The organism is Geodermatophilus ruber (genome assembly GCF_900114385.1).
GTDB lineage: Bacteria > Actinomycetota > Actinomycetes > Mycobacteriales > Geodermatophilaceae > Geodermatophilus > Geodermatophilus ruber.
In genome coordinates this window covers 83,027-109,590 of the sequence record NZ_FOSW01000016.1, presented here as the reverse complement: position 1 = coordinate 109,590, position 26,564 = coordinate 83,027, and the positions used below count along the sequence as shown (strand labels likewise).

The 26,564-nt window shown below is 73.3% G+C and carries 28 protein-coding genes; 22 read left to right on the top strand and 6 right to left on the bottom strand.

All coding sequences use genetic code 11. From position 1 onward, the window contains the following. Nucleotides 1–255: hypothetical protein (locus BMZ50_RS24415; protein ID WP_177212918.1), on the bottom strand; the 255-nt coding region annotated here is incomplete at its 3' end. Between the two features lie 264 nt (nucleotides 256–519). On the opposite strand from BMZ50_RS24415, the gene BMZ50_RS24410 reads away from it, so the two are divergent. After that, nucleotides 520–657 carry a hypothetical protein gene (locus BMZ50_RS24410; RefSeq protein WP_177212917.1) on the top strand — a complete coding sequence of 46 codons (138 nt, stop codon included), beginning with the start codon at nucleotides 520–522 and terminating at the stop codon, nucleotides 655–657. A 10-nt stretch (nucleotides 658–667) separates the two neighbouring features. On the opposite strand, the gene BMZ50_RS20840 is transcribed toward BMZ50_RS24410, so the two are convergent. Next, nucleotides 668–1,402 (bottom strand): ZIP family metal transporter, encoded by a 735-nt coding sequence (locus BMZ50_RS20840; protein ID WP_091329074.1) that lies wholly within the window; start codon nucleotides 1,400–1,402, stop codon nucleotides 668–670. A gap of 148 nt (nucleotides 1,403–1,550) precedes the next feature. Between BMZ50_RS20840 and BMZ50_RS20835 the strand changes: the two genes are divergently transcribed. Continuing rightward, nucleotides 1,551–2,603, top strand: coding sequence for a Dyp-type peroxidase (locus BMZ50_RS20835; RefSeq protein WP_091329072.1), 1,053 nt, complete (start codon nucleotides 1,551–1,553; stop codon nucleotides 2,601–2,603). Between the two features lie 16 nt (nucleotides 2,604–2,619). Here the strand turns inward: BMZ50_RS20835 and BMZ50_RS20830 are convergent, their stop codons facing one another. Next, nucleotides 2,620–3,567 carry a DUF2267 domain-containing protein gene (locus tag BMZ50_RS20830; RefSeq protein ID WP_177212916.1) on the bottom strand — a complete coding sequence of 316 codons (948 nt, stop codon included), beginning with the start codon at nucleotides 3,565–3,567 and terminating at the stop codon, nucleotides 2,620–2,622. 49 nt (nucleotides 3,568–3,616) lie between these two features. Beyond that, nucleotides 3,617–4,684, bottom strand: coding sequence for an NADH:flavin oxidoreductase/NADH oxidase (locus BMZ50_RS20825; RefSeq protein WP_091329068.1), 1,068 nt, complete (start codon nucleotides 4,682–4,684; stop codon nucleotides 3,617–3,619). A gap of 90 nt (nucleotides 4,685–4,774) precedes the next feature. On the opposite strand from BMZ50_RS20825, the gene BMZ50_RS24405 reads away from it, so the two are divergent. The 12 genes from BMZ50_RS24405 (at nucleotide 4,775) to BMZ50_RS20770 (ending at nucleotide 15,760) form a co-directional block, all read left to right on the top strand. Then, nucleotides 4,775–4,930: a hypothetical protein gene (locus BMZ50_RS24405; protein WP_177212915.1), complete on the top strand. Its 156-nt coding sequence runs from the start codon at nucleotides 4,775–4,777 to the stop codon at nucleotides 4,928–4,930. Between the two features lie 108 nt (nucleotides 4,931–5,038). Then, nucleotides 5,039–6,295: a serine hydrolase domain-containing protein gene (locus BMZ50_RS20820; RefSeq protein ID WP_091329066.1), complete on the top strand. Its 1,257-nt coding sequence runs from the start codon at nucleotides 5,039–5,041 to the stop codon at nucleotides 6,293–6,295. Nucleotides 6,296–6,461: 166 nt separating this feature from the next. Then, nucleotides 6,462–6,794 carry a divalent-cation tolerance protein CutA gene (cutA, locus tag BMZ50_RS20815; protein ID WP_091329064.1) on the top strand — a complete coding sequence of 111 codons (333 nt, stop codon included), beginning with the start codon at nucleotides 6,462–6,464 and terminating at the stop codon, nucleotides 6,792–6,794. A gap of 119 nt (nucleotides 6,795–6,913) precedes the next feature. After that, nucleotides 6,914–8,674 carry a putative bifunctional diguanylate cyclase/phosphodiesterase gene (locus BMZ50_RS20810; protein WP_245753775.1) on the top strand — a complete coding sequence of 587 codons (1,761 nt, stop codon included), beginning with the start codon at nucleotides 6,914–6,916 and terminating at the stop codon, nucleotides 8,672–8,674. 149 nt (nucleotides 8,675–8,823) lie between these two features. Further along, complete coding sequence (prfB, locus tag BMZ50_RS20805; RefSeq protein WP_091329060.1) at nucleotides 8,824–9,936, top strand: peptide chain release factor 2; 1,113 nt, start codon at nucleotides 8,824–8,826, stop codon at nucleotides 9,934–9,936. A 183-nt stretch (nucleotides 9,937–10,119) separates the two neighbouring features. Continuing rightward, entirely contained in the window at nucleotides 10,120–10,809 is a 690-nt protein-coding gene (gene ftsE, locus BMZ50_RS20800) for a cell division ATP-binding protein FtsE (protein WP_091329058.1), read from the top strand. Nucleotides 10,810–10,885: 76 nt separating this feature from the next. Then, nucleotides 10,886–11,770, top strand: coding sequence for a permease-like cell division protein FtsX (gene ftsX, locus BMZ50_RS20795; RefSeq protein WP_091329056.1), 885 nt, complete (start codon nucleotides 10,886–10,888; stop codon nucleotides 11,768–11,770). A gap of 245 nt (nucleotides 11,771–12,015) precedes the next feature. Further along, on the top strand, nucleotides 12,016–13,044 hold the full coding sequence (locus tag BMZ50_RS20790; protein ID WP_091329055.1) for an acyl-CoA dehydrogenase family protein: 1,029 nt from the start codon (nucleotides 12,016–12,018) through the stop codon (nucleotides 13,042–13,044). 46 nt (nucleotides 13,045–13,090) lie between these two features. Further along, the gene (gene smpB / locus BMZ50_RS20785; RefSeq protein WP_091329053.1) at nucleotides 13,091–13,567 is read left to right on the top strand and encodes an SsrA-binding protein SmpB; all 477 of its coding nucleotides are present in this window, start codon (nucleotides 13,091–13,093) and stop codon (nucleotides 13,565–13,567) included. Then, complete coding sequence (locus tag BMZ50_RS20780; RefSeq protein ID WP_091329051.1) at nucleotides 13,564–14,487, top strand: NADP-dependent oxidoreductase; 924 nt, start codon at nucleotides 13,564–13,566, stop codon at nucleotides 14,485–14,487. Before smpB ends, BMZ50_RS20780 begins: the two co-directional genes overlap by 4 nt. Continuing rightward, nucleotides 14,484–15,386: an amidohydrolase family protein gene (locus BMZ50_RS20775; protein ID WP_091329049.1), complete on the top strand. Its 903-nt coding sequence runs from the start codon at nucleotides 14,484–14,486 to the stop codon at nucleotides 15,384–15,386. Before BMZ50_RS20780 ends, BMZ50_RS20775 begins: the two co-directional genes overlap by 4 nt. After that, nucleotides 15,383–15,760, top strand: coding sequence for a VOC family protein (locus tag BMZ50_RS20770; protein ID WP_091329047.1), 378 nt, complete (start codon nucleotides 15,383–15,385; stop codon nucleotides 15,758–15,760). Before BMZ50_RS20775 ends, BMZ50_RS20770 begins: the two co-directional genes overlap by 4 nt. A 4-nt stretch (nucleotides 15,761–15,764) precedes the next feature. Here BMZ50_RS20770 and BMZ50_RS20765 read toward each other — a convergent pair whose 3' ends face one another. After that, the gene (locus BMZ50_RS20765; RefSeq protein ID WP_091329096.1) at nucleotides 15,765–16,085 is read right to left on the bottom strand and encodes a GYD domain-containing protein; all 321 of its coding nucleotides are present in this window, start codon (nucleotides 16,083–16,085) and stop codon (nucleotides 15,765–15,767) included. Between the two features lie 168 nt (nucleotides 16,086–16,253). Between BMZ50_RS20765 and BMZ50_RS20760 the strand changes: the two genes are divergently transcribed. The 5 genes from BMZ50_RS20760 (at nucleotide 16,254) to BMZ50_RS20740 (ending at nucleotide 21,767) form a co-directional block, all read left to right on the top strand. Next, entirely contained in the window at nucleotides 16,254–17,237 is a 984-nt protein-coding gene (locus BMZ50_RS20760) for a GNAT family N-acetyltransferase (protein ID WP_245753774.1), read from the top strand. Between the two features lie 46 nt (nucleotides 17,238–17,283). Beyond that, nucleotides 17,284–18,162 carry an SCO6745 family protein gene (locus tag BMZ50_RS20755; RefSeq protein WP_177212914.1) on the top strand — a complete coding sequence of 293 codons (879 nt, stop codon included), beginning with the start codon at nucleotides 17,284–17,286 and terminating at the stop codon, nucleotides 18,160–18,162. Further along, on the top strand, nucleotides 18,159–18,701 hold the full coding sequence (locus BMZ50_RS20750; RefSeq protein ID WP_091329043.1) for a carboxymuconolactone decarboxylase family protein: 543 nt from the start codon (nucleotides 18,159–18,161) through the stop codon (nucleotides 18,699–18,701). The genes BMZ50_RS20755 and BMZ50_RS20750 overlap by 4 nt, the downstream gene beginning before the upstream one ends. 45 nt (nucleotides 18,702–18,746) lie before the next feature. Next, nucleotides 18,747–20,366 (top strand): SLC13 family permease, encoded by a 1,620-nt coding sequence (locus tag BMZ50_RS20745; protein WP_091329041.1) that lies wholly within the window; start codon nucleotides 18,747–18,749, stop codon nucleotides 20,364–20,366. Nucleotides 20,367–20,630: 264 nt separating this feature from the next. Further along, complete coding sequence (locus tag BMZ50_RS20740) at nucleotides 20,631–21,767, top strand: magnesium and cobalt transport protein CorA (RefSeq protein WP_091329039.1); 1,137 nt, start codon at nucleotides 20,631–20,633, stop codon at nucleotides 21,765–21,767. A gap of 13 nt (nucleotides 21,768–21,780) precedes the next feature. On the opposite strand, the gene BMZ50_RS20735 is transcribed toward BMZ50_RS20740, so the two are convergent. Next, nucleotides 21,781–22,680 carry a dioxygenase family protein gene (locus tag BMZ50_RS20735; RefSeq protein WP_091329037.1) on the bottom strand — a complete coding sequence of 300 codons (900 nt, stop codon included), beginning with the start codon at nucleotides 22,678–22,680 and terminating at the stop codon, nucleotides 21,781–21,783. 227 nt (nucleotides 22,681–22,907) lie between these two features. Between BMZ50_RS20735 and BMZ50_RS20730 the strand changes: the two genes are divergently transcribed. From BMZ50_RS20730 to BMZ50_RS20720, 3 genes are all read left to right on the top strand, one after another. After that, complete coding sequence (locus BMZ50_RS20730; RefSeq protein ID WP_091329035.1) at nucleotides 22,908–23,876, top strand: helix-turn-helix transcriptional regulator; 969 nt, start codon at nucleotides 22,908–22,910, stop codon at nucleotides 23,874–23,876. Nucleotides 23,877–24,279: 403 nt separating this feature from the next. Further along, nucleotides 24,280–25,344: an ABC transporter permease gene (locus tag BMZ50_RS20725; RefSeq protein WP_177212913.1), complete on the top strand. Its 1,065-nt coding sequence runs from the start codon at nucleotides 24,280–24,282 to the stop codon at nucleotides 25,342–25,344. A 107-nt stretch (nucleotides 25,345–25,451) separates the two neighbouring features. Beyond that, entirely contained in the window at nucleotides 25,452–26,564 is a 1,113-nt protein-coding gene (locus tag BMZ50_RS20720; RefSeq protein ID WP_091329030.1) for a sugar ABC transporter substrate-binding protein, read from the top strand.

The window sequence follows — 26,564 nt, the reverse complement described above, 5'->3', positions numbered from 1 at the left end:
CAGGAAGTAGGTGTTGCCGCGGCGCACGGCGAGGGTGTCGGTGCCGTCGCCGTTCCAGTCGCCGACGAGGACGGTGTCGCCGGGGTCGCCGTAGGAGAAGACGGTGTTCGCCGTCCCGGTGAAGCTGTCGTTGAGGAAGTACTCGGCACCGCTGCCGCCGACCGCGCCGCCCTTCGCCGTCGCGGGGGCCGGGATCAGGCCGATCCCGACGGTCGTGGCGCTCACGACGACGCCCAGGCACACGATCTTCCTCACAGCATCTCCCCGTGAACGGCGCACTCGAGCCGCCGAGGCTAGGGGCTCGCGATGCCGGATACAGGGACCGCGGCCCCGGAGGCACATTTCACCGAGTCGGGTGTCCCCCGTTCGGGGGAGCTACGGCCCGGGTGAGCCCCGCGGTCGGCCGCGGCTGAACCCCTCAGGTCGTCGGGGTGGTCGGCGACCCCGCAGAGCGGGAGGGGCCCCTTCCCGCCAGCGCAGCAGCCTCGGTGTCATGCAGGCCCTGGGTGGCACGCAAGCGTGGGGACTGCCCCCGGGTACGCGGCCGACGCCGACGTGCCCTCCGCCTCCGGCGCCGACCGCGCGCTGGCGCCGGAGTTCATCGCCGCCGCCACCGGCCCGCTCGGCATCGAGCGGGACCGCTACGTCGACGGCTGAGGCGACCGGTTCAGGACGACGTCGACAGGGCCACCGCCAGCGCGAACCCGAGGACCGTGGCCAGGCCCGCGGGGCGGCCCACCTTCTCCCGGGCCTCCGGCGCCATCGTCGTGGCGAGCAGGACCAGCAGCGCACCGGCGGCGAAGCCGTTCGCGACGCCGATGAACTCCCGGCCGAGGGTGTCTGCCACGAGGAACCCGAGCGGTGCGGTGAGCGCGGTCGTGACCGCCACCGCGGCCCAACCGAGCACGATCCGCCTCCGATCGACGCCGGCCTTGAGGAGTTCGCTGGCCGAGCCCATCGCCTCGGGGAGGTTGGATATGAAAATTGCTACGACCAGGGCGATGCTGACGCCCTCGCCGCGGGAGAGCCCGATACCGAGCACCGCGTTCTCGGGCACCCCGTCGAGGAAGGCGCCCAACGCCAGCGCCGTGCCCGCTCCGGCCGTGCCCACTCCGGCAGTGCCCGCGGCGGCCCGTCGCTCGGCGAGCCGGTCGACGGCGGCGTCCCCGAGGAAGAACGCAACCGCGCCGACGGCCAGACCGATGGCCACGGGGGTCAAACCGCGGGCTTCCCGCTGGCCCTCGAGCGCCAACTCGATGCTGACCGAGCTGATGAGGGCGCCGGCGCCGAAGGCCAGGACGGCACCGATGACGCGGTCCGGCCACGGCCGGAGCACCCCGATCGCGGCGCCGATGGCCAGCGACGAGGCCGCCGCCAGGCCCCACAGCAGCGCTTCGAGCACGACGTCACCGCCGGGTACCGGGCCGGGCGCGATTTCTCACGCCGCCGGCGTCCACGCTACGGGTGCCGGCGCCGGCTGCCCGTCCGGACGGCGCCCGCAGGGCCGACCATGGGAGGAGGCCCGCTCGAGTCCAGGGAGGCGTGAGGACATGACCGTGCCGCTGAACCCAGTCACCCCGGTCGGCTCCCAGGGGGCGATCGGCCCCCCGACGGCGGCGGCGTTGTTCCTCGTCCTCACCGTCGACGAGGGGGGCGAGGAGGTCACCCACGACCTGCTGAGCGACCTCGGCGGGCTGCGCCGCGGTGTCGGCTTCCGGGACCCCGAGGGGCGGCTCTCCTGCGTCGCCGGCATCGGCTCCGACGTCTGGAACCGGCTGTTCAGCTGGCCCCACCCGGCGGGGCTGCACCCCTTCCGGGAGGTCGCGGGAGCGCGGCACCGGGCGCCCGCCACCCCTGGTGACCTGCTGTTCCACCTCCGCGCCCAGACGATGGACCTGTGCTTCGAGCTCGGCGGGCAGATCATGGACCGGCTCGCGGGCTCGGTGACCCTGCAGGACGAGGTGCACGGGTTCAAGTACTTCGACGAGCGCGACCTGCTCGGGTTCGTCGACGGGACGGAGAACCCCGACGGCGACATCGCCAACGACGTGGTCTTCGTGGGGGAGGAAGACCCGCGCTTCGCCTGCAGCAGCTACGTGGTGGTGCAGAAGTACCTGCACGATCTGCGTGCCTGGAACGCGCTGAGCACCGAGGAGCAGGAACGGGCGGTCGGGCGCACCAAGCTGACCGACATCGAGCTGCCCGACGACGTCCAGCCCAGCAACTCCCACGTCGCGCTGAACACGATCGAGGACCCGGACGGCACCGAACGCAAGATCGTCCGGGACAACATGCCCTTCGGCCGGGTCGGGCACGGCGAGTTCGGCACCTACTTCATCGGCTACGCCCGCGACCCCGGCGTCCTCGAGCGGATGCTGCAGCGGATGTTCGTCGGCGACCCGCCCGGCAACCACGACCGGCTGCTGGACTTCTCCGCCGCGGTCACCGGCACGCTGTTCTTCGTCCCGACGGCCGACTTCCTCGAGGACCCGCCCCCGCTGCCCGCCGAGGCCGCGGCGGCCGCCGCCGCGGGGGACCCGCCGGCGAACGTGGACGCCGTCGGGAGCGGTCGCAGCCGCGGCCGCCCGGGCAACGCTCCCTGACGACGGGGGTCCGGGCTCAGCTGACCCGCACGAGGACGTCGTACTCGTCGGTCAGCTGCTGGAGAGCGATCTCCACCTCGGCCTCACCGACCGCCTCGCGCAGCGCGACCATGACCGCCTGGATCCCGGGGGTGACGTCGTCGTCCGCCACCCCGATGGCGCGCTCGCGCACCCGGCTCACGAAGCCGTCCGGGCCGTAGTTGTGGGCGGGGGTGCCCGGCGGTTCCTCGAGCCACCGGGCGCTCGGGGTGCTCAGGCGCTCGGCGAGGTCGTGTGCCGCCGCCGCGCCGATCCGGTCGCCGAGGACCTCCAGCGTCGCCCGGGTGAGCGTGGTGGCCAGCTCCTTGGAGACGCCGGCGCGTTCGGCGGTCCGTCGCACGAGCGCGTCCTGCGCGGCCCGGGGGCCGGGGCTGCCGGACGCCGCTGTGCGGTCGTCCTGGTCGTCGGACGCCGTTGTGCGGTCGTCCTGGGCGTCGGACGCCGCTGTGCGGTTTTCTTGGGTGTCGGACGCCGTTGTGCGGTCGTCCTGGGCGTCGGACGCCGTTGTGCGGTCGTCCTGGTCGCCGGACGCCGCCTCGGGCGCGCCCTCCTCCTGCAGCAGCTGCTCGAACTCGTGCGGCAGCTGGGCCAGGGCGTCGCGGAACTCCTTCTCCCCGGCGACCTCCCGGAGGGTGAGCAGCACCGCTCGGATGCCCGGCCGGATCTCCTTGCGGGGGACGCCGTCCGCGCGGTCACGCACCTTCCCCACGAACTCGTCGAAGCCGTACTTCTTGGGCTGCTTCTGGTGTGGCCTGCGCAGGTGCCGGGCGAGCTCGTCCGGCAGCATGGCCGCCAGGTCGAGGTCCTCCCCACCGCTGATCCGGTCCGCCAGCACCTTCAGGGTGGCCTCGGTCAGCTTCGCCGCGTGCTCGCGGCTCACGCCCGCGCGCTCGGCCACGCGCTCGATGAACTCCTCGTACTCCACGGACAGCTCCTCCCGTCCCGCTCGGACGACTCGTGCTCCGGAGAACCGCTCACTGGCGACGCCGGGCACCGACGTACTGCGGCGGCCAGGGCACGTCGTCCCCGAGGGCCCGCGCCGCCCGCCACGGCCAGTGCGGGTTGCGCAGCAGCTCCCGGGCCAGCATCACCGCGTCGGCGGCCTGGTTCACCAGGATCTGGTCGGCCTGCTCCGGCGCCACGATCAGCCCCACCGCGGACACCGGCAGGCCGGAGCCCTCCCGGATCGCGCGGGCGAAGGGCACCTGGTAACCCGGCTCGACCTCGATGCGGGCCCCGGGCACCAGCCCGCCGCTGGTCACGTCGACGAGGTCCACCCCGTGCGCGACCAGCCGCCGGGAGAGCTCCACCGTCTCGTCCACGCTCCAGCCGCCGTCGGCCCAGTCGGTGGCCGAGAAGCGGACGAACAGCGGTCGCTCCTCGGGCCACACCGCCCGCACCGCATCGACCACCTGCACCAGGAACCGGCTGCGCCCGTGCAGGTCGCCGCCGTACTCGTCGGTGCGGTGGTTGGACAGCGGGGAGAGGAACTGGTGCAGCAGGTAACCGTGCGCGGCGTGGATCTCGGCCACCCCGTAGCCGGCCGCCAGCGCCCGCCCGGCCGCGTCGGCGAACGCCTGCACCAGCGAGTGGATCTCGTCGGCGCCGAGTTCCCGCGGCGCCGGCCACTCCCCGAACGCCACCGGCGAGGGCCCCTCCGTCTCCCACCCGCCCTGCCCCACCTCGACGTAGCCGTCACCCACCCACGGCTGCTCGGTCGAGGCCTTGCGGCCCGCGTGCGCGAGCTGGATGCCGGGCACCGCCCCCTGCGCCCGGACGAACGCCGTGATCGGCATGTACGCGTCGGCCTGCTCGTCCTCCCAGATGCCGGCGTCGGCCGGCGTGATCCGGCCCGTCGGGGTCACCGAGGTGGCCTCCTGCATCACCAGCCCGGACCCGCCGCGGGCCAGGCCGCCGAGGTGCACCAGGTGCCAGTCGTTCGGATAACCCTCCACCGAGCTGTACTGGCACATGGGGGCGACCCACACCCGGTTGCGGAACGTCGTGCCGCGCAGCGTCAGCGGCGAGAACAGGCGGCTCATGCGTCGCTCTCCGGGCGTCGGTCCGGGGCGCCGCGGCAAGGCGTCGGAGGGGCTCTACCCCCTGTCCGGCCCGGGCACACGGTGCGCGCGGTGGCGGTCGAGCAGCACCGGAGGGCGCAGCGGCCGCAGGCGCCGGCGGGGCTGGGGAACCGGCTGCCGGTCGAGGTGACCGGCCGGGTGGGCGATCGGCACCGCGCCGAACCCGGGCAGTTCGTCGTCGAGCGCGACCGCTACGTCGACGGGTGATCCGACGGGGGGCGTGAGAGCTGCAGGGCTGTCGCTTCGGCTGCCGGCGGGGGACCCTGGTCTTCCAGGCGCTCGACACGTGCGCGTTCCTCGCCGGCGGAGCCCGCGATGACCGAACGACGAGACCGTTCCCTGCCCATCCGCGACGCGTGGGCCCGCACCCTCCTCGCCGCGCTCCTGCTGCTCGCGGGGCTGGTGGCTCCACAGGTGGAGACCGCCCCCGCGAGCGCCGCGATCGACGACGACGTCCTGCGGTCGGAGCTGCGCGCCGACCTCCAGGCCCATCTCCAGGCCCGCGGTGTGGCCGAGCACGTCTCCGCCGCCGGGTTGAGCGTGAGCCTGCCCGATCGGCGGGAGAGCATCGACGTGAGCGCGGGGACGACGACCTTCGGTGGCTCGGAGCAGGTGCACCCGAGCAGCGTCTGGCAGATCGGCAGCAACACCAAGGCCTTCACATCGGTGCTGCTGCTCCAGCTCGAGGCGGAGGGGCGCCTGTCGATCGACGACCCGCTCGGCCGCTGGTTGCCGCAGTACCCGCAGTGGCGGGACGTGTCGATCCGGCGGCTGCTGAACATGACCAGCGGCATCCCGACCTACGACGACCAGGCGGCGTTCCTGGCGGACTACGCCGCCGACCCGCAGACCTACTTCTCGGCGGAGCGGCTGGCCGGCTACGCGGTGGGCGCCGCGGCGACATCCGGCTACAGCTACTCGAACACCAACTACGTCCTCGCGGAGATGCTCATCGAGCGGGTGACCGGGGAGAGCTACCGGCACGAGCTGGAGCAGCGCCTCATCGAGCCGTTGGGGCTCGAGGACCTGTACTACCGCGAGCACCGCTACCCGTCCTCGGTGACCCGGCGCGAACCCGCCGGCTACTTCGCCGACGCGGGGGAGCCCGCGCTGGCCGGGCTGGTCGGGCGCGACGTCAGCCGGGACACGCTGTCCTGGGCGCGGGGCGCCGGCGGCATCCTCAGCACGACGAGCGACATGACCCGCTGGGAACGCGCGCTGTACGCCGGCCGCCTGCTGCCGGCCGCGCAGCAGGCGGAGCTGACCAGCCTGGTGTCGACCGCGACGGGGCAGCCGATCGAGCGGACGTCGGCGAGCGATCCGACCGGCTTCGGCCTGGGGGTCGCCCAGCTGACGGCCGAGCCGATCGGAACCTTCTGGTTCTACGAGGGCGAGACGCTGGGCTTCCGGACGCTGCACGTCTTCCTGCCCGACTCCGACGTCATCATCGCCATGGGCCTCAACAGCCATCCCGCCGACGATCAGGACCAGATCGGTGATCTCGCGGTGGCGGTGTACCGGACGCTGGTCGCGCAGCAGGTCATCGCCGTCCCCGCCGGCGCCGGCGCGTGAGGTTCGGCCCCGGAGGTGGATCGCGCCGCACGGTCAGGAGGTCGATGCCGCCTGCTCGGCCCGGGCCATCTCGACCTTTCGCGGGTGGCGCCCCGCCCTCCTGGCCGGCGCCCGCTGAGGGGCGGCCCGGCGCTCGCCGCGCGTCCACGGAGGAGAGGATGGCGGGGTGGCGGAGGAGTTCTGCGAGGTGGTCGTCACCGCTGACGACGCCGACTGGCTGGCCGGTTACACCCGCATCCTGGTCGAGGAGCGGCTGGCCGCCTGCGGGCACCAGATCCCCGCGATCCGCTCGGTGTACCGGTGGGAGGGGGAGGTGCACGACGAGGCCGAGGCGCGGGTCGCGCTGCACACCCGCACGGCGCTGGTCCCGGCGATCGTCGCGCGCACCGCGGAGCTGCACCCCTACGACGTCCCGTGCGTGATCGCCCTCCCCGTGGTCGGCGGCGACCCCGGCTACCTGGCGTGGATCGCCGCGGAGACCCGGGAGCCGGAGGCCTGAGGGCTCACCCGATGGGGTGGGCAGGCATGGAGGAGCGGCGAGCGGGGACCGGCCGGGCCGATCACAATGAGCGGGCGGGGCACCGCGGGGAGTGCTCCGGGATCACGGGGGGTGCGGGGGTGGGACGGCGGCCGGGTGCACCCGAGCTGCCCCTGGACGTGCGCCGCCGGGTCGAGGGGCTCACCAGCTCGGCCGTGGCGGTGGAGGCGGTGCTCGACGCGCTGCCCTTCCCGACGCTGCTCATCGACGCCGAGGGCACGGTGCTGCTGGCCAATCCCGCCTGGGAGGCGGCGGCCGACGTCCTCGACGACGACCGCGTGCGGCTGGGTATCGACGGGAACTACTTCGCGATGGCCCGCCGGCTCGGCGACGACCCGGGGACCCATGCCCTCATCGACCGGCTGCGCGCCCTCTCCCGCGGAGAGTGCGCGTCGGTGCAGGCCGACTACGCCTTCCCGCACCGCGAGGGCACGCGCTGGTTCCACCTGCAGGCCTCCCGCGTCGACCAGGCCGGGCAGGTCGTGGTCACCCACACCGACGTCACCTCGCGGGTGCGCGCCGAGCGGGCCTCGGACTGGCGGGCCCGCCACGACACCCTCACCGAACTGCCCAACCGGGCCCACCTGCACGAGCTCATCGACGCCGAACTGCAGCGCCCCGAGCGCGGGCCGGTCTGCGTGCTGTTCCTCGACATCGACGGCTTCAAGGACGTCAACGACTCCCTCGGGCACGAGGCCGGCGACGAGCTCCTCCGGCAGATCGCCGGGCGGCTGACCGGGTCCACCCGCGCCGGGGACACCGTCGGCCGGCTCGGCGGCGACGAGTTCGTCGTCCTCTGCCGGGACTGCGACATCACCGGCGCGCAGGCGCTGGCCGACCGCTGCCGGGCCGGCATCGACCGCGCGTTCGACCTGGGCGGGCGGCTCGTGCGGCTGGGGGTGAGCATCGGCATCGCCACCGCGGAGGACACCCGCCGTCTGCGTGCCACCGACCTGGTGCGCGACGCCGACCTGGCGATGTACGCCGCCAAGCGGGCCGGGCGCAACCGGGTCCGGCTGTTCACCGCCGACCTGCGCACGGCTGCCCAGCGCCGGGTCACCCTCGCCACCGAGCTGCGCGAGGCGATCCTCGACGACCAGCTCGTGCTGCACTACCAGCCGATCATGTACCTGCCCTCCCGCCGCTGCACCGGGGTCGAGGCGCTGGTGCGCTGGCAGCACCCCGAGCGGGGTCTGCTGCCGCCGGCGGAGTTCCTCCCGACCGCCGCCCAGCACGGGCTGCTCACCCCGCTGGCCCGCTGGGTGCTGCGCACGGCGAGCCGGCAGGCGGCGGAGTGGGCGCGCGGCGGCCTGCACCTGGTCACCGGCGTCAACATCAGCGCCGGCCACCTCTCCACCGGCACGCTGGTGCGCGACGTCCTCGACGCGCTCACCGAGGCGCAGCTGCCGCCGGAGCAGCTGGTCATCGAGCTGACCGAGACCTCCGTGGCCGAGGACGTCGAGCGGGCGGCCGCCCAGCTCGCCGAGCTGCGCCGCAGCGGCGTCGAGGTCTGCATCGACGACTTCGGCAGCGGCTTCTCCTCACTGGGGCAGCTGGTCTCCCTCCCCACCGGGATCCTCAAGATCGACCGCAGCCTGGTCGCCTTCCCGGCGGGCCGGCGCAGCCAGGCGGCCGCGGCGATCGCCGCCGTCGTCGCGCTGGGCCGGGCCTGCGGCGTGCGCAGCCTGGCCGAAGGGGTGGAGACCGCCGAGCAGCTCGAGCTCGCCGCCGAGCTCGGCTGCGTGCTGGCCCAGGGCTTCCACATCGCCCGCCCGATGCCGGCCGACGAGCTGGTGGGCTGGTTCGCCGCGCAGCCCCGCCCGGCCCCGGTCGCCGGCTGACCTGGGCGGGTCGGGCCGGCGGCACCGCGTCAGCCCGGCAGGCCGCGCTCGTACTCCTCGCGGGAGCGCCCATGCCGCGTCCGGTGACGACCGGGCTCGCTCATGCCACAGTGCCTACCCCGGGCGGGAGCGCACTACCCTGGGTCGACGTGGCCGCTGACTTCTCCGTCGTCCTGGACGAGCTCGACACGACCCTGCAGTCGATCGAGGCCGTGCTCGACGTCGACCGCCTCCGCCGGGAGGTCGCCGAGCTCGAGCAGCAGGCCGCCGCGCCCGACCTCTGGAACGACGTCGAGGCCGCCCAGGCGCTGACCTCGAAGCTCTCCTACCTGCAGGGCGACCTGCGCCGGGTCGAGGAGCTGCGCAGCCGCCTGGACGACGTGGGCCTGCTGCACGAGCTGGCGGTCGAGGAGGACGACGAGGCCACCGCCGCCGAGGCCGAACGCGAGCTGGCGGCGCTGCGCAAGGCGATCGACGAGCTCGAGGTGCGCACCCTGCTGTCGGGGGAGTACGACTCCCGCGAGGCGCTGGTCACGATCCGCTCGGAGGCCGGCGGCGTCGACGCCGCCGACTTCGCCGAGATGCTCATGCGCATGTACCTGCGCTGGGCCGAGCGCAACAAGTACCCGACCGAGCTGCTCGACGTCAGCCACGCCGAGGAGGCGGGCATCAAGTCGGCCACCTTCGCCGTCAAGGTGCCCTACGCCTACGGCACCCTCTCGGTCGAGCAGGGCACGCACCGGCTGGTGCGCATCTCACCGTTCGACAACCAGGGCCGCCGGCAGACCTCGTTCGCCGGCGTCGAGGTGCTGCCCGTCGTCGAGCAGACCGACCACGTGGAGATCCCCGAGAACGAGATCAAGGTCGACGTGTTCCGCTCCTCCGGGCCCGGTGGGCAGAGCGTGAACACCACCGACTCCGCCGTCCGGATGACCCACATCCCGACCGGCATCGTGGTGTCCTGCCAGAACGAGAAGAGCCAGATCCAGAACCGGGCCGCCGCGCTGCGGGTGCTCCAGGCGCGGCTGCTCGTCGTCCGCCAGCAGGAGCAGAAGGCCGAGATGGACGCGCTCAAGGGCGAGGGCAGCAGCTGGGGCAACCAGATGCGCTCCTACGTCCTGCACCCCTATCAGATGGTCAAGGACCTGCGCACCGAGCAGGAGACCGGCAACACCGCCGCCGTGCTCGACGGCGACATCGACTCCTTCATCGAGGCCGGGATCCGCTGGCGCCGCCGCCAGGAGGCGGCGCCCACCACGTAGGCCCCCCTACCGCATCGGCGTCGACATCGTCACACCGACACGCCGGGACGCCGGGGATGGCGACCTTGCGTGACCGCCGTCCTGGCCGTTGCCGGACGGCGGTCACGCTGCGCGATATCTGCACCGGAGCGTTCCGTGGCGAACCGGTCGCGCTGTGCCTCCAGGCAGGTACCGTGGCGCCTCGTGATCGAATTGCAACACGTCACCAAGCTGTACCCGGCCAGCGCCCGGCCGGCTCTCGATGACGTGTCCACGGAGATCGACAAGGGGGAGTTCGTCTTCCTCATCGGTTCCTCCGGGTCGGGCAAGTCGACCTTCCTGCGGCTGCTGCTGAAGGAGGACGATCCCACCAAGGGCACCGTCAAGGTGAACGGCAAGACGCTCAACACGATGAGCAAGTGGCAGGTCCCGAAGCTGCGCCGCACCATGGGCTGCGTCTTCCAGGACTTCCGCCTGCTACGCAACCGCACGGTGGCGCAGAACGTGGCCTTCGCGCTCGAGGTCATCAACAAGCCGCAGCGCACCATCAAGCGCGTCGTCCCCGAGGTGCTGGAGATGGTCGGCCTGGAGGGCAAGGCCAACCGCCTGCCCAACGAGCTCTCCGGTGGTGAGCAGCAGCGGGTGGCGATCGCCCGCGCGTTCGTCAACCGGCCGCTGGTGCTGCTCGCCGACGAGCCCACCGGCAACCTCGACCCCGAGACCAGCGAGGGGATCATGCTGCTGCTGGAGCGGATCAACCGCACCGGCACCACCGTGATCATGGCCACGCACGACTACCACATCGTCGACTCCATGCGGCGCCGCGTCATCGAGCTCAACGGGGGAGTCGTCGCCCGGGACCAGTCGCGCGGCGTGTACGGCGTCGGTCGCTGACCCAGGCCGGCTGACCACAGGCCGGCAGCCCCCGGGGCGCTGACCCCCGCCAGCCGAACTTCACGACAGGGAATCCATGCGCGTCAACTTCGTGCTCTCCGAGGTGGCCACCGGGCTGCGTCGCAACCTCACCATGACGGTCGCGATGATCTTGACCACGGCCATCTCGCTCGGTCTCATGGGGACCGGCCTGCTGATCGCCGGGATGATCTCCGACATGAAGGAGATCTACTACGACAAGGTGCAGGTCTCCATCTTCCTGGCCGACGACGTCACCGACGAGCAGCGCTCGGCCATCGAGTCCGAGCTCGAGTCCTCGCCCGAGATCGCAAGCTACCTCTACGAGTCCAAGGACGAGGCGTACGAGCGCTTCCAGCAGCAGTTCAGCCAGCAGCCGGAGCTCGTCCAGAACACCCCGCCGGACGCCCTCCCGGAGAGCTTCCGCATCGAGCTGGTCAACCCCGAGCGCTACGAGGTGATCGCCGCGGAGTTCCCCAACGGGGAGAACGGCGTGGACCAGGTCCGCGACGAGGGGGACTTCCTGGACCGGCTGTTCAGCCTGCTCAACGGCGCGCGCAACGCGACCATCGCGGTGGCCGTCGTCCAGGCGCTGGCGGCGCTGCTGCTGATCTCCAACACGATCCAGCTGGCCGCGTTCAACCGGCGCAACGAGACCAACATCATGCGGTTGGTCGGCGCCTCGCGCTGGTACACCCAGCTGCCGTTCATCCTCGAGGCGGCACTGGCCGGGCTGATCGGTGCGCTGCTGGCCGTCGGCGGGCTGGTGCTCACCAAGGTGCTGTTCGTCGACAAGACGCTGGCCGGGCCGATCAAGGCCGGCATCATCCCGCCGGTCGACTGGGGGGCGATCGCGACGATCAGCCCGGTCATCGCCGGCGCCGGCGTCGGCCTGGCCGCGATCGCCGCCTACGTGACGCTGCGCCTCTACGTGCGGCTGTAGCGCCCGCCTCTCCCGCCCGTCGAGATCGGCGATCTCGCACGCCTCGAGCATCGACAGCGTGCGAGATCGCCGATCTCGCCGTTTCAGGGGATGGGAGTCGTCCTCCCGGATCGCTCTCGTCCCGGGCAGGAAGTCCAGCGTCCCGCCGTCGGCGAGGTCCTGGTAGCGGCGCCGCCGGGTCGCGTACCGCCGGGGAGTAGGGGGCCGGCCCGTTTTCCGTGGGCGGCCGGGGGCACAGGAGCGGCATGACGGCGACCGACGCGGCGGGGCTCACCGAGCAGGGGGCGGACGATCTGGACACCGGAGCGGACAACGTGCGGACGGTCCTGCGCCGCCTGGGCGCGGCGGGCACGTTCGACTCGGCGGGGGGCGACCCGACCGTCGCGCTGGCCGAGGCGGTGCGGTTCGTCCGCGAGCTCGCGGGCGTCTCGCTGGCCGCCGCCTTCTCGATGTGGTCGCAACGGATGGTGCTCGAATACCTGACCACCTGCCCGCCGTCGGAGCCGACCGCCGGCCTGGTCGAGGCGCTGCGCTCCGGCGAGGTGACCGGGTCCAGTGCGCTCGCCCCGGCGATCGCCGACCTGGCCGGCCACGGCGAGCTGCCGGTGCGCGCCGCGCCGGACGGCGACGGCTGGCGGCTGTCCGGCACCGTCGGCTGGGCGTCCAACCTCTTCGACGACGCGGTCGTCGTCACCCCCGCGCGGGCGCCCGAGGAGGGCCGGCTGGTGGTGCTGTTCCGGCTGGCCGCGCCCGGTGTGACGCCGACCCCGCACTACGAGCTGCTGGGGCTGGGCGGCACCGGCACCGGCGGCGTGCACCTCGACGGCGTCGCCGTCCGCCCCGACCAGGTGCTCAGCGACGACCTCCCCGACTTCATGGCGCTGTGCCGGCCGACGATGCTGCTGACGCAGTCCGCGCTCGCCGTGGGGCTGGCCGACGCCGCGCTGGACGCGGCGGCCGACCACCTGACCGGGATGAACGCCAGGCTGCGGGACGACCACGAGCAGCTGGCCTCCCGGCGGGACGACATCGCCGTCCGGATGGACGACCGGGCCGAGTCGAAGGTCGGGACGGATCCGCGCGACCTGGCCCGGCTGCGGCTGGATGCCATGGACGTCGCCGCGCGCGCCGTGCGCCTGGAGTCGGCCGTCAGCGGCGGCGGCGGCTACCGCGCCGGCAGCCCCACCGCGCGACGGGTGCGGGAAGCGGCCTTCCTGCCCGTCCAGGCGCCGAGCGAGGCGCAGCTGCGGCGGGACGCCGCTCCGGCGCCGTGATCGTCGGCAGGAAGTTCGCCGGGTGTCCCGGCGTTAACCTGGTGACATGCCGCGAGAACAGGGGCGCAAGCTCATCGCCCAGAACAAGAAGGCGCGGCACGACTACTCGATCCTCGACACCTACGAGGTGGGCCTGGTGCTCACCGGCACCGAGGTGAAGAGCCTGCGTGCCGGCCGTGCCTCGCTCGTCGACGGGTTCGCCACCGTGGACGACGGGGAGGTGTGGCTGCAGCACGTGCACATCCCCGAGTACACGCAGGGCACCTGGACCAACCACGCGCCGCGCCGCAAGCGCAAGGTGCTCATGCACCGCGCCGAGATCGACAAGCTCATCGGCAAGACCAAGGAGGGCGGCCTCACCCTGGTGCCGCTCGACCTGTACTTCAAGGACGGCAAGGTCAAGGCCACCCTCGCGCTGGCACGGGGCAAGAAGTCCTACGACAAGCGGCAGGACCTCGCCGAGCGCGACTCGCGCCGGGAGATCCAGAAGGCCTTCGGCCGCTACGTGAAGGGGCGCCGGTGAGGGGCGCCGCCTACGACCGGTTCGGCCACGAGGACGTCCTGCAGATCCGCGACGACCTGCCCGAGCCGCCGGTGGGGCCGGACGTCGTCCTGGTCCGGGCGCACGCCGCCGGGGTGAACCCGGTCGACCTCAGCATCCGGGAGGGCCATCTCACCGGCGCCTACCCCCACCACCTGCCGATCATCCCGGGCTGGGACCTCGCCGGGGTCGTCGAGCGGGTCGGGCCCGCCGTCGTCGACTTCGCGCCGGGCGACGAGGTGTTCGCCTACGTCCGGCGCGACGACGTGCAGTGGGGGACGACGGCGGAGCTCGTGCCGGTCCCGCTGCGGTGCGTGGCGCACAAGCCGTCGTCCCTGTCCTTCGCCGAGGCGGGGGCCCTGCCCCTGGCGGGCCTGACCGCGTACCAGGCGCTGACCGAGGCCCTGCACGTCGGCGAGGGCGACCGGGTGCTCGTGCACGCGGCCGCGGGCGGGGTCGGCTTCTTCGCGGTCCAGATCGCCGCCGCGCTCGGCGCGCACGTCATCGGGACGGCCAGCCCGCGCAACCACGGCTTTCTCCGCGACGCCGGAGCGGCCGAGGTGCTCGACTACGCCGCCGGGCCGGTCAGCGAGCAGCTGTCCGAGCCGGTCGACGCCGTCCTGGACCTGGTCGGCGGGGACGCTCTGCGCGACGCCCCGCGCCAGGTGCGCGACCCCCGGCGGATCGTCTCGATCGTCGACCCGTCCGTGCTCGACCTGGGCGGCCGGTACGTCTTCGTGCGCCCCGACCAGCACGACCTGGAGGAGCTGGCCCGCATGGCCGACGCCGGCCAGTTGCGGGTGTCGATCGCGAAGGCGTTCCCGCTCGAGCAGATCGCCGAAGCGCACCGGCTGGTCGGTGAGCGCCACGTGCGCGGCAAGGTCGTGGTCACGCTCCGATGAGCGCAGTGCTTCGACCGCCGGTGGACGACGCCGACGTCCCGCGCTACTGGCGGGAGCTCGGCCTGCCCGGCCTGGTCGACGTGCACGTGCACTTCCTGCCCGCGCGGGTGCAGGCCAAGATCTGGAAGTTCTTCGCCGATGCCGAGGCGCACTACGGCGCGCACTGGCCGGTGCACTACCCGCTGCCCGACACCGAGCGGCTGGCGATCCTCGAGCGGCTGGGCGTGCGCGCGTTCTCGACGCTGCCCTACCCGCACAAGCCGGGCATGGCCTCCTGGCTCAACGACTGGTCGGCGGAGTTCGCGGCCGCCCACCCCGGCGTGCTGCACTCGGCGACGTTCTTCCCGGAGCCGGAGGCGCCGTTCTACGTCGCCGAGGCGCTCGACCGCGGCGCCCGGGTGTTCAAGGTGCACGTGCAGGTCGGCAACTTCGACCCGCGGCACGAGCTGCTCGACGCCGTCTGGGGGCGGCTGGAGGAGACCGGCACCCCGGTGGTCATCCACTGCGGGTCCGGGCCGCTGGCCGGCGAGCACACCGGGCCCGCGCCGATGGTCGGGCTGCTGGACCGCTACCCGCGGCTGCAGCTGGTCATCGCACACCTGGGCATGCCCGAGTACGGGGCGTTCCTCGACCTCGCCGACCGGTTCGAGCGGGTGCACCTGGACACCACGATGTTCGCCACCGACTTCACCGAGCGGCTGATGCCCTTCGACCCGGCCGACCTGCCCCGGCTGGCCGCGCTGCGGGACAAGGTGCTGCTGGGCAGCGACTTTCCCTCGATCCCGTACCCGTACGCCCACCAGCTCGCCGCGCTGCACCGGCTGGGCCTGGGCGAGGAGTGGCTGCGCGCCGTCCTGTGGGAGAACGGCGCCCGGCTGTTCGGGCTCGGAGCCCGATGAACCCGCGCTTCCGGCTTGCCGCCGCGGTGCTCGACACCCCCGACCCGCCGGGCCTGGCCCGCTTCTACCAGCGGCTGCTCGGCTGGCCGCTGCGCGACGACTCCCCGGAGTGGGCCACCCTCCGCCCGGAGGTCGGCGGCGCCGGGTTGTCCTTCCAGCGCGAGGCCGACCACGTCCCGCCGATGTGGCCGGCCGGTCCGGGCGACCCGCGGATGCAGGTGCACCTGGACATCGAGGTCGACGACCTCGACGCCGCGGTCGCGATCGCCGTCGAGGCGGGCGCGACCGCGGCGGAGTTCCAGCCGCAGGAGGGCGTCCGGGTGTGCCAGGACCCCGCCGGCCACCCGTTCTGCCTCTTCCTGCCCGGGTGGTGAGGGCTCAGGCGCTCGGCGGCTGGTAGTTCGCGTGCACCTGCCCCACCGCGTCGATCTCCTCGGGGGTCATGAGCACGACGGTGCGCACGTGCGCCACCCCGCTGGAGTTCACGGTCAGCGCGACCGCGGCCGCCGTCCGGGAGTCGGGCAGCTCGACGATCGTGTAGACGTCGTCGCTGCCGAAGGCGAAGTCGAACGTCTCCAGACGGCCGCCCAGTTCGGTGCACATCTTCTCGACCGCGGAGCGGCGGGCGGTCCCGCCGGCCGCCAGGATCGCTTTGGAACCCTGCGGCGCGTAGTTGGCGATTAACAGGAATCGCGGCATCGCGGCCTCCGTGTCCGGCCCCCGTGCGGCCGCGATGCTCCCGACCGGCACGGACCCACCGCAACACCGACCGGCGCGCCGGCGGGCGGTCCCGGCGCGGCGGTGACCGACCGTCGAGGGGCGCAACTCGCTTCGCCCCGTCGGCGCGGTGTCCCTACCCTGCGCCTCGTGGACACGCTGCCCGCCGGTCTGACCGTCCGTCCGCTCACCCCCGGGGACGCCGCGGCCGCGGCCGCGCTGCTGGCCGCCGCGGAGGCCGTCGACGGGACCGGTGAGCACTACGGCGCCGACGACCTCGTCGAGTGGTGGGTCAACGACCTGGTCGACCTGGCGCGCGACGGGCTGGCCGTGCAGGCCCCCGATGGCACCCTGGTCGGCTGGGCCACCGCGATCGCGTCCCGCGGCGTCAGCGCGGACTTCCGGGTGCTGCTCGAGGGCCGGGTGCACCCGGAGCACCGCGGCCGGGGGATCGGGCGGAGGCTGCTGGCCTGGCAGCAGCGCCACGGTGCCGAGCTGCACGCAGCCCACCACCCCGAGCTGCCGGGGCGGCTGACCGCGGCGGTGTACCCGGCGATGGGCTCGCTGGCGCGCCTGTTGCGCCGGGCCGGCTTCACCCCCGCGCGCTGGTACGCCGACATGGAGCGGCCGCTGACCGCGCTGCCGGAGGTCCGGCGGCTGCCCGGGATCGACCTGGTGCCCTTCACCCGGACCCGGGACGAGGAGGTGCGGCTGGTGCACAACGTGGCCTTCGCCGAGCACTTCGGGTCCACCGAGCGCGACCGGACCACGTGGCAGACCTGGTTCACCGGGCAGCGGGCGTTCCGCCCGGAGCTGTCGGTGCTGGCGGTGGCCGACGGTGCCGTCGTCGGCTACGTGCTCGCCTACGTGTACGAGGCCGACACGCGGGCCACCGGCGCGCGGCAGAGCTACCTCGGGCAGATCGGGGTGCTGCCGGCGGCCCGTGGGCGCGGGGTGGCCTCCGCGGCGATCGCGGCGGCCCTGCGCGCGGCCGCCGGGCACGGCTGCCGCACCGTGGGCCTGCAGGTCGACTCCGAGAACGCCACCGGCGCCCCGCGCCTCTACCGGCGGCTGGGGTTCACCCCGGTCCGCACGCACACGTCGTGGGCCCGCACGCTGCCGCCGAGAATGTGACCGGCCCGCGCTCCCCGTCGTCGGGGGCCTCGCTAGGGTCCGCGGCATGGTCAGCGTCGATCAGCCCCCGGCCGCCCCAGCGGACGTCGCCCGCGCGCACCGCGCCGTCGAGCCGCTGCACAACCACCTGTACTTCGCCCCCGAGCAGGACGAGCACCTCACCGCGCTGGGCCTGCGCCCCGGCCGGATGTGCTACTTCGCCGGGCGGGCTGCTCCGCTGGGCGCCGTCGGCCCCGGCGCGGTCACGGCGACCTTCTACAACTTCGCGCCGGCGCTCGTGGCCCGGCACATCCCCCGCGCCTGGACCCTGGCCACGCCCGAGCAGGTGATCGCCGCCCGCTTCACCGCCGCCCGCGCATCCCTCACCCGGCTGCTCGGCGGTTCCGAGGCCGCCGCCGCGCCGGAGGTGGCCGAGCTGGCCGGCCTGCTGCGGGAGGCCTGCGCAGCGCTGACCCCCGAGGGACGCCCGCTCTACGCCGGGCACGCCGACCTGGCCTGGCCCGAGGAGCCGGTGCCGGCGCTGTGGCACGGCGCCACGCTGCTGCGCGAGCACCGCGGCGACGGGCACCTGGCCGCCCTGCTGCGGCACGGCCTGTCCGGCCTCGAGGCGCTGATCACCCACACGGTGACCGGCCGCGGCTTCACCGAGCCCGCCGCCAAGGCCACCCGCGGCTGGGGTGACGAGGAGTGGGCCGCGGCCTGCGACCGGCTCACCGAGCGGGGTCTGCTCGCCGGCGGAGCCCTGACCGAGGCGGGCCGGCAGCTGCGGGCCGACATCGAGGCCGAGACCGACGCGTCGTCGGCGGCCCCGTGGCAGCACCTCGGCGCGGAGCGCACCGCGCGCGTCGTCGAGCTGGGCCGGGCCCTCTCCGGCCGGCTGGCCGCGAACGGCGCCTACCCCGCCGGCCTGTTCTCGGCGCGATGACCGCGGAGGCGCCCCGGCTGCCCGGGGCCGCCGAGGACGGCCCCACCGCCGAGCTGCTCAGGGCCCGGCGCGGCGGCCGGCTCTCCGACCTGGACCGGCTGCTGCTGCACAGCCCGCCGGTCGCCGAGGGCTGGAACGCGCTGCTCGGTGCCCTGCGCACCGGCACCACGCTGCCGCCGGACCTGCGCGAGCTGGTGATCCTGCGGGTGGCGGTGCTCAACGACGCGACCTTCGAGTGGACCGCGCACGAACCGATCGGCCGCCGGGCCGGGCTCACCGACGTGCAGCTGCAGCTGCTCCGGCTGCCGCACCCCGCTCCCGGGCCCGGCTGGTCGCCGGTGCAGGCCGCCGTCCTCGCCTTCACCGACGCCGCCACCCGCGAGGTCACCGTCCCCGACGCGGTGTTCGCCGCCGTCCGGGAGCACCTCGACGACCGCCAGGTGGTCGAGCTGACCGCGCTCGTGGCCGGCTACGCGATGGTGTCCCGCTTCCTCGTCGCGCTGCAGGTCCCGGCGCCGGATGGAGAAGTCGCCGGATAACCGCACCCTCCCTAGGGTCTGGACCACAGTCCGAGGGAGGGTGTCATGACCGCCACCGACCGACAGCCCGGCCCGGGACAGCGCACGGACGTCGATGCCGCCTTCCGCGGTAGCGCGACCTACCGCAGCCTGGGCGAGCAGACGCTCAGCCCGGCCGAGGAGCGCTTCGAGAAGGGGCGGCGCACCGTCGGGCTGTTCCTGGCCCCCGTCGTCACGATCGTCTTCGCGCTGCTGCCGCTCGACCTGCCGCGCGACCAGCACCTGCTCGCCGCGGTGCTGCTCGGCGTCATCGTTCTGTGGATCACCGAGCCGGTGCCGATCCCGATCGGCGGGCTGATCGGCGTCGGCATGATCGTCGTCCTCGGGGTGGTGCCGGCCGACGACGCGGTCGCGCCCTTCGGGTCGACGACGGTCTTCACGTTCATCGGCGCGTTCATCCTGGCCGCCGCCATGCTCAAGCACGGGGTGGCCCGGCGGTTCGCCATGGTCATCCTGTCGATGAACTGGGTGGGCGGGTCGACCGCGCGGGTGATCATCGCGTTCGGGCTGATCACCTGCCTGCTGTCGGCGTTCGTCTCCAACACCGCGACGGTGGCGATGCTGCTGCCGACGGCGATCGGCATCCTCTCGGTGATCGCCAAGCTGATGCAGGACAAGGGGCTGGTGAGGCCCGATTTCGACCCGCTGCGGCTGCGGGTCGGCGTCGCGCTGATGCTCATGCTGGCCTACGGCGCGAGCGTCGGCGGGCTGCTCACCCCGGTCGGCACGCCGCCCAACCTGATCGGCCGCGGGCTGATCGAGGAGGCCACGGGGGAGCGGATCGGCTTCCTCGACTGGATGCTGATCGCGCTGCCGATCTGCGCGCTGATGTTCGTGGCGCTCGCCGCGGTGCTGCTGCTGCTCAACCGGCCGGAGATCAAGCGGATCGAGGGTGTGCACGAGTACGTGCAGCAGGAGCGCGCCGAGCTCGGGCCGGTCACCCGGGCCGAGCGGAACACGCTGACCGCGTTCGGCATCACCGTGGCGCTGTGGATCTTCCCCGGCGTCATCGCGTTGACCGCCGGCACCGACTCGGAGCTCTACACGACCATCAGCGATCGCCTCGACGAGGGCATCGTCGCGGTCCTCGGGGCCTCGCTGCTGTTCCTGCTGCCCACCGACTGGAAGAGCCGCGAGTTCACCCTCAACTGGTCGGACGCGGCGAAGATCGACTGGGGCACGATCCTGCTGTTCGGCACGGGGATCATCTTCGGCTCGCTGCTGGCCGACACCGGCCTGGCGGAGACGATCGGGCAGAGCTCGGCCGACACCCTGGGGCTGACCAGCACCTTCGCGATCACCGTGTTCGCGGTGATCCTGGCGATCATCATCTCCGAGACCACCAGCAACACCGCCTCGGCGGCGGTGGTGGTGCCGATCATCATCCCGGTGGCGGTGGCCGCCGGGATCAACCCGTTCGTGCCCGCGCTGGCGGCGACGTTCGCGGCCTCGTTCGGGTTCATGCTGCCGGTGTCCACGCCGCAGAACGCCATCGTCTACGGCTCCGGCGTCGTGCCGATCACGAAGATGATCCGGTCGGGGATCACCTTCGACATCCTCGGCGGGCTGCTCATCGTGCTGCTGCTGCCGGTGATGGTCGACCTGGTCCTCGGGTCCGTCGGCTGACGTTCACCCGCCCGAGGGAGTCGGGTCGACACGGCGTGCCACGATGGACGGCGGCCTGCCGAACGCGCCGGCCGGACCAGCGACGGGAGGGAGGGCGCGCGCATGCGCAGCGAGCCGCCCAGTACCGGCCGCGAGGTCCGCACCGCCTGGTGAAGGACCCCGTCCTCCCCACCCTTCGCACGCTCAGGGTGGGACCCGGGACGGGGCCTCGCGGGCGCGGACCTCCGACGCGTCCCCCTCCAGCGTTCCTTTCAGGAGTCCGTCGTGGTCGACCGCCGCCGTGCGTCCCTCACCGCCCTGTCCACCCTCGCCCGCCGTCCGCGGCCGGAGCTGACGCTCGCTCCCGCCTCGTCCGACGCCCCGGCGGCACCGCCGCGGCCGTCCCGGATCGTGGACAACGCCGTCTACTCCGAAGGGCGGCGGATCGCCACGCCCGAGACGGTGGGCGAGAGCCGGGCGTACCTGGCCGAGGACGACGAGCGCCTGGTCTGGCTGGGCCTCTATCGACCCGAGCCGGGCGCGCTCGGCGAGCTGGCCGAGCAGTACGACCTGCCCGAGCTCGCCGTCGAGGACGCGATCAAGGCCCACCAGCGGCCGAAGTTCGAGCGCTACGGGGACACGCTGTTCGTCGTCCTCAAGGCCGCCCGGTACGTGGACGCGGCCGAGGAGGTCGAGTTCGGAGAGCTGCACCTGTTCCTCGGCGGCAATTTCGCCATCTCCGTCCGGCACAGCGAGTCGCCGGACCTGTCCCGGGTGCGCCGCCGGCTGGAGAGCGAGCCGGCGCTGCTGGCCAAGGGCAGCGAGGCGGTGCTCTACGCCATCCTCGACGCCGTCGTCGACGGCTACTCGCCGGTGGTCGAGGGGTTGGCCAACGACATCGACGAGATCGAGACCGAGGTCTTCCGCGGCGACCCCGGCGTCTCGCGGCGCATCTACGAGCTCTCCCAGGAGGTGCTGGAGTTCCAGCGGGCCGCCCAGCCGCTGACCGGCATCCTCGCCGCGATCGCCGCCGGCTTCGACAAGTACGGGGTGGAGGAGGAGCTGCGCAGCTACCTGCGGGACGTCGAGGACCACGTCGTCCAGGTGACCGAGCGGGTGGAGGCGTTCCGGTTGCAGCTGCGCGACATCCTCACCGTCAACGCGACGCTGGTGGCGCAGCGGCAGAACGAGGAGATCCGGGAGCTCACCGAGGCCTCGATCGCCCAGGGCGAGGAGGTCAAGAAGATCTCCGCGTGGGCGGCCATCCTGTTCGCCCCCACGCTGGTGGGCACCGTCTACGGGATGAACTTCGACGACATGCCCGAGCTGCACTGGTCGCTGGGCTACCCGTTCGCGCTGCTGGCGATGCTGGGCGTGAGCCTGACGCTGTACGCCGTCTTCAAGCGCCGCGGCTGGATCTGACGCCTCGCCCGGGTCACGTCGGCTGGACGACCAGGTCGATGACCGCGCGCCGGAACGGGTTGGCCACCCCGAGGCGGGCCGCCTCCTCCGGGTCGTCGACGGGGGCGAAGTCCCGCACCAGGCTGCGCTTCACCGCGAACACCGCATCGGCGTCCAGGTAGGGGCTGCCGGCCACGAAGATGTGCGTGGTCACCGGCACGTGGCCCGCCGCCTCGGCGATGAAGTGGATGTGCGCCGGCCGGAACGGGTGGCGTGCCGTGGCGGTGAGCAGCTCGCCCACCGGGCCGTCGGTGGGGATGGGGTAGTGCGCCGGGACGACGGTCGTGAACCAGAACCGGCCCTCGGCGTCGGTCGTGAACAGCCCGCGGCCGTTGCCCGGCGGCTGGACGTCGGGCTGCTGCACGTCGTAGAAGCCGTTCTCGTCGGCCTGCCACACGTCGACGGTGGCGCCGGTCAGTGGCTCGCCGGAGACCGACAGCACCCGCCCGGTGACCACGCACGTCTCCCGGCCGCCCACCTCGTCGATCGAGTCCCCGTTCTCGCGCGCCGGGGAGGTGGTCATGTGGAACGGGCCGAGGACGGTCGCCTCGGTCGCGCCGGCGACCTTGCGGTGGTTGATGTTCTCCACCAGGGCGGAGACGCCGAGGACGTCGGAGAGCAGCACGAACTCCTGCCGGACGTCGTCGCACTTCTGCCCGGTGCGGGTGAGGAAGTCGACCGCCGCCTCCCACTCGGCGATCGTCGGCTCCACCTCGCGGACCGCGGCGTGCAGCCCGCGCACCACGGCGGAGAGCAGGTCGCGTAGCCGCGTGTCCGGGGTCGCGGCGAAGCTCGCGACGGTCGCGTCGGTGACGGTCTCCTCGGTGATGTCCTCGGGAACGACGGCGGATGCGTCGGTGCGGACGTCGGTCATGCGGCGGCCCTCCGGAAGTGATGTGAGCCCGGCCACGGTAGACGGTGCGTGCCGGCCGGTTGTCCGCCGCGCGCGGGCGGGAGCCGGAATCCGCGACCGGAACGGGTCCATCCCACCCCACGGAAGGGCGACACGGCCGGCGCGGACCGGGGGCGCGCCTGTCGTGGCGCTCCGGTGCCCTCTACCGTGGGGCGCCCGTGTCCGTCGTTCCGTCGCGAGGGAGCCCGATGTCACCGGCGCCGCCGCTGCACCGATTCCCGCTGTGCCTCTCCAGCGACGTCGAGGAGTTCACCGCCCGGCTCAACGGGGTCTACTACCCGGCCCACGTCGCCCCCGAGTCCGCGGGGCGGTTCCCGGCGCCGTCGGTGCTGAACGCCCTGCACGAGCCGGACTTCACCCTCGGCTACATCCAGCCGGGCGGCAGCGTGGACGTGACCCCGGACCAGGACACCACCACCCACCACGTGAACCTCGTCCTGTCCGGCTCGGTCGTCGCGGTCAGCGGCCGCGACGAGGTACTGCTCGAGCCGGGCATCGCCGCCGTCCACGGTGTGCGCGAGCGCCACCAGCTGCGGGCCCGCGCCGGCAGCCGGCTGATCGGGATGAAGTTCGGTCGCGAACTGGTCGAGGGCGAGCTGGGCGCGATGCTCGGCCGCCCGGTCACCGACCCGGTCCGGTGGACGGCCGGCTTCGACCTGCGCAGGGGGGCCGGCCGCTCCTGGCTGTCGCTGGTCGAGTTCACCCTGACCGCGCTCGACCGGCCCGGGCTGCTGGACTCGCCGCTGGTCCGCCGGCGGCAGGTCCGCACCCTGGTGGCCGGCCTGCTGGCCGCGCAGCCGCACAACTACTCGGCGGACCTCGCCGACTCCGCCCGGCCGCTGCGCCCCCGCACCGTCCGCCGGGCCCTCGAGCACATCCACGAGCACTACGCCCAGCCGCTGACCGTGACCGATCTCGCCGCCGCGGCGGGGTCGAGCGCGCGCCGGTTGCAGGAGGCGTTCGGCGCCCACCTCGGCCAGTCACCGATGAGCTATCTGCGCGACGTCCGGCTCGACCAGGTGCGCCGGCTGCTGGCCGACGGCGGCTCGAGCGTCACCGAGGCCGCGCTCGCGTGCGGCTTCACGCACCTGGGCCGGTTCTCCGCCGCCTACCGGGAGCGCTTCGGGGAGCTGCCCTCCCGCACGCGCACCGGCTGACCGCCGCGGGCCCCGGGCCCGACCCGCTGGTCCGTCCGTAGAACGGACGACAGACCTCCTCCGGGCTGTGGACCCTAGGGCCTACGGGCGTCCCCGGCCATCCCGATCGCGCGTCCTCTGTCCGGATCCCGCGGCGTTCACGGGGCTCCTGCCAGCGCGGATAACGATCGGGAGACGCACCTCACGACTGTGCTTGACAGCACAGTCGGTGCTGCAACAGGGTCACCCCGCCAGCGAACGAATGTCCGCACTGCGTACAGAACGGGGGCCTCTGCGCTCCCCGTTCTCAGGCCGGCGACGCCCCGGCGCGCTGAGGACGACGACCGTGCCCGGCTCCCGGGCGAGACGAAGGGGACCCAGTGGACGTCTTCTGCGACCGGCCGCTCGCGGCGACCCCGCGCACATGAGCGAGACCACCGTCTCGCCCTCGACCGACGCTCCCCGGCGGGGCGACGCCGGTCGTGGTCCGGGAAGCGACGGCGGCTCGCTGCGCCGCACAGGCCGGACCGTCCTCTCCCAGGAGTACCTGGGGGTGCTGATCGCGACCGTCGTACTGGTCCTGGCGATCGGCGCGTTCTACCCGCGCTTCCTCCAGTTCGACCAGCTGATGGCCATCCTCAACCAGGCCACCTACGTCGGGATCCTCGCCTGCGGCATGGCCTTCCTGCTCGCCATGCGGGAGCTGGATCTCTCGGTCGGCTCGGTGTACGCGCTCACCGCGCTGGCGTGCGCGATGCTGGTCCAGAGCGGGCTGAACCCGTGGCTGAGTGCCCTGCTCGCCATCGTCGTCGGCGGGCTGCTCGGGTTGTTCAACGCGCTGCTGATCCAGTACTTCAAGCTGCCGTCGATCGTCGCCACCCTGGCCACGCTCGCGATGTTCCGCGGCCTCACCCTCGCGCTCAGCGACGGGACGCAGGTCCTCGGGCCGCCGGTCGACGACTCCTTCTCCCAGGTCATCGGCGGGGACGTCGCCGGCGTCCCGGTCACCGGGATCGTGCTCGTCGTGGTCGCCCTCGTCCTCACCGTCGTCCTGCGGGCGACGCCGTTCGGCTACCGGGTGCGCTCCATCGGGTCCAACCCCGACGCGGCGGCGTTCAGCGGCATCCCGGTCAACCGGGTCCGCATGCAGGCGTTCGTGCTCACCGGGGCGCTCGGCGGCCTGGCCGGCGTGCTGACCATCGGCTACCTCGGCGCGGCCGATCCCAACACCGGCACCGGCTACGAGCTCCTGGCGATCGCCGCGGCGGTCATCGGGGGCACGTCGCTCGCCGGCGGCAAGGCCACCATCGTCGGCGCCGCGCTCGGCGCCGTCCTGCTCGGCGTGGTCGGCAGCGGCCTGGCCTACTTCAGCGTGCCGATCAACTGGAACCAGTTCGCCACCGGCGCGGTCATCCTCGCCGCGGTGGCGCTGGACAGCGTGGTCCGCCGCCGACGAACGGCCGCTCGGAACAGCGCCCCGCAGCTGTAGGACGCCGGCCCACCGGCGTTCGCCTCCCTGACTCCCAGGCGCAGCACATCGCCTGGGGCGTTCCCACCCTGCCCGGAATCCGGGCACCACCCCCCAGGAGGAACATCGTGCGCACACGTTCGGGGACCGGACGCACCGGTCCGACGGCGCGGGCCCCCCGCGCCCTGGTCGCCGGCGCCATGGTCGTGCTGCTCGCCGCGTGCGGCAGCAACGACGACGGCGGCAGCGCTGCGGCAGCCGGTGGCGACGTCGCCGCCGAGGACCTGAACATCGCGTTCATCGGCTCCGACGGCAGCCAGAACTTCACCCAGGAGATGATGGCCGGCGCCGAGGCGGCCGGTGAGGAGTTCGGCGTCGACGTCCAGGTCATCGCGCCGACGAGCCTCGACGGCCCGGCGCAGGTCAAGATGTTCGAGGACGCGATGCGCACGGCCACCGACGGCATCGCGGTGCAGACCTTGACGCCGGACCTGCTCGTCCGCGCCCAGGCCCGCGCGGTGGACCAGGGGATCCCGGTCATGTCCGTGGACACCCCGCCCCTGCCGGGGTCGAACGTCACCTCCTACATCGGCAACGACAACGTCGCCGCGGGCGCGATGCTGGCCGAGGAGGCGATCCGCCGGCTGCAGGAGGCGGGGACCGTGGAGGGGTCGGCCGTCGTCGCCAGCCCCATCCCCGGCATCCCCCCGCTGGACAACCGGGCCCTCGGCATGAAGCAGGCGTTCGAGGAGAACCTGCCCGGCTTCGAGGTCGTCGGCCCGGTGGCCAGCGCCCCGGACCCGACGTCGAACTTCAGCGCCTGGAACAACCTGGTGCAGGCCAACAGCGGGGCCTCGGTGTTCCTCGACTCCGGTGACGCCGCCCTCGCCTCGCTGGCGAGGATCAACCGGGACAACGGTGGCCGCTTCCTGACCGGTGCGTTCGACCTCAACCAGGCCGGCGTGGAGGCTGTCGCCGACGGCACGAACTTCGCCGCGGCCGACCCGCAGCACTTCCTCAAGGGCTACCTGGCGACCCGGCTCCTCATCGAGTCCGCCCTCGGCGAGCGCGAGATGTTCGAGGGCTGGTGGGTGAGCACCGCGGAGCTGGTGACGCAGGAGAACGTCGCCGACATCCAGGCCCGGCAGGAGTCGACCGAGGCGAAGATGGAGTACTACGCCGACCTCGTCGAGGAGCAGCTCGCCAACCCGCCGCTGCGCGACCTGGCGGAGGCGAACTAG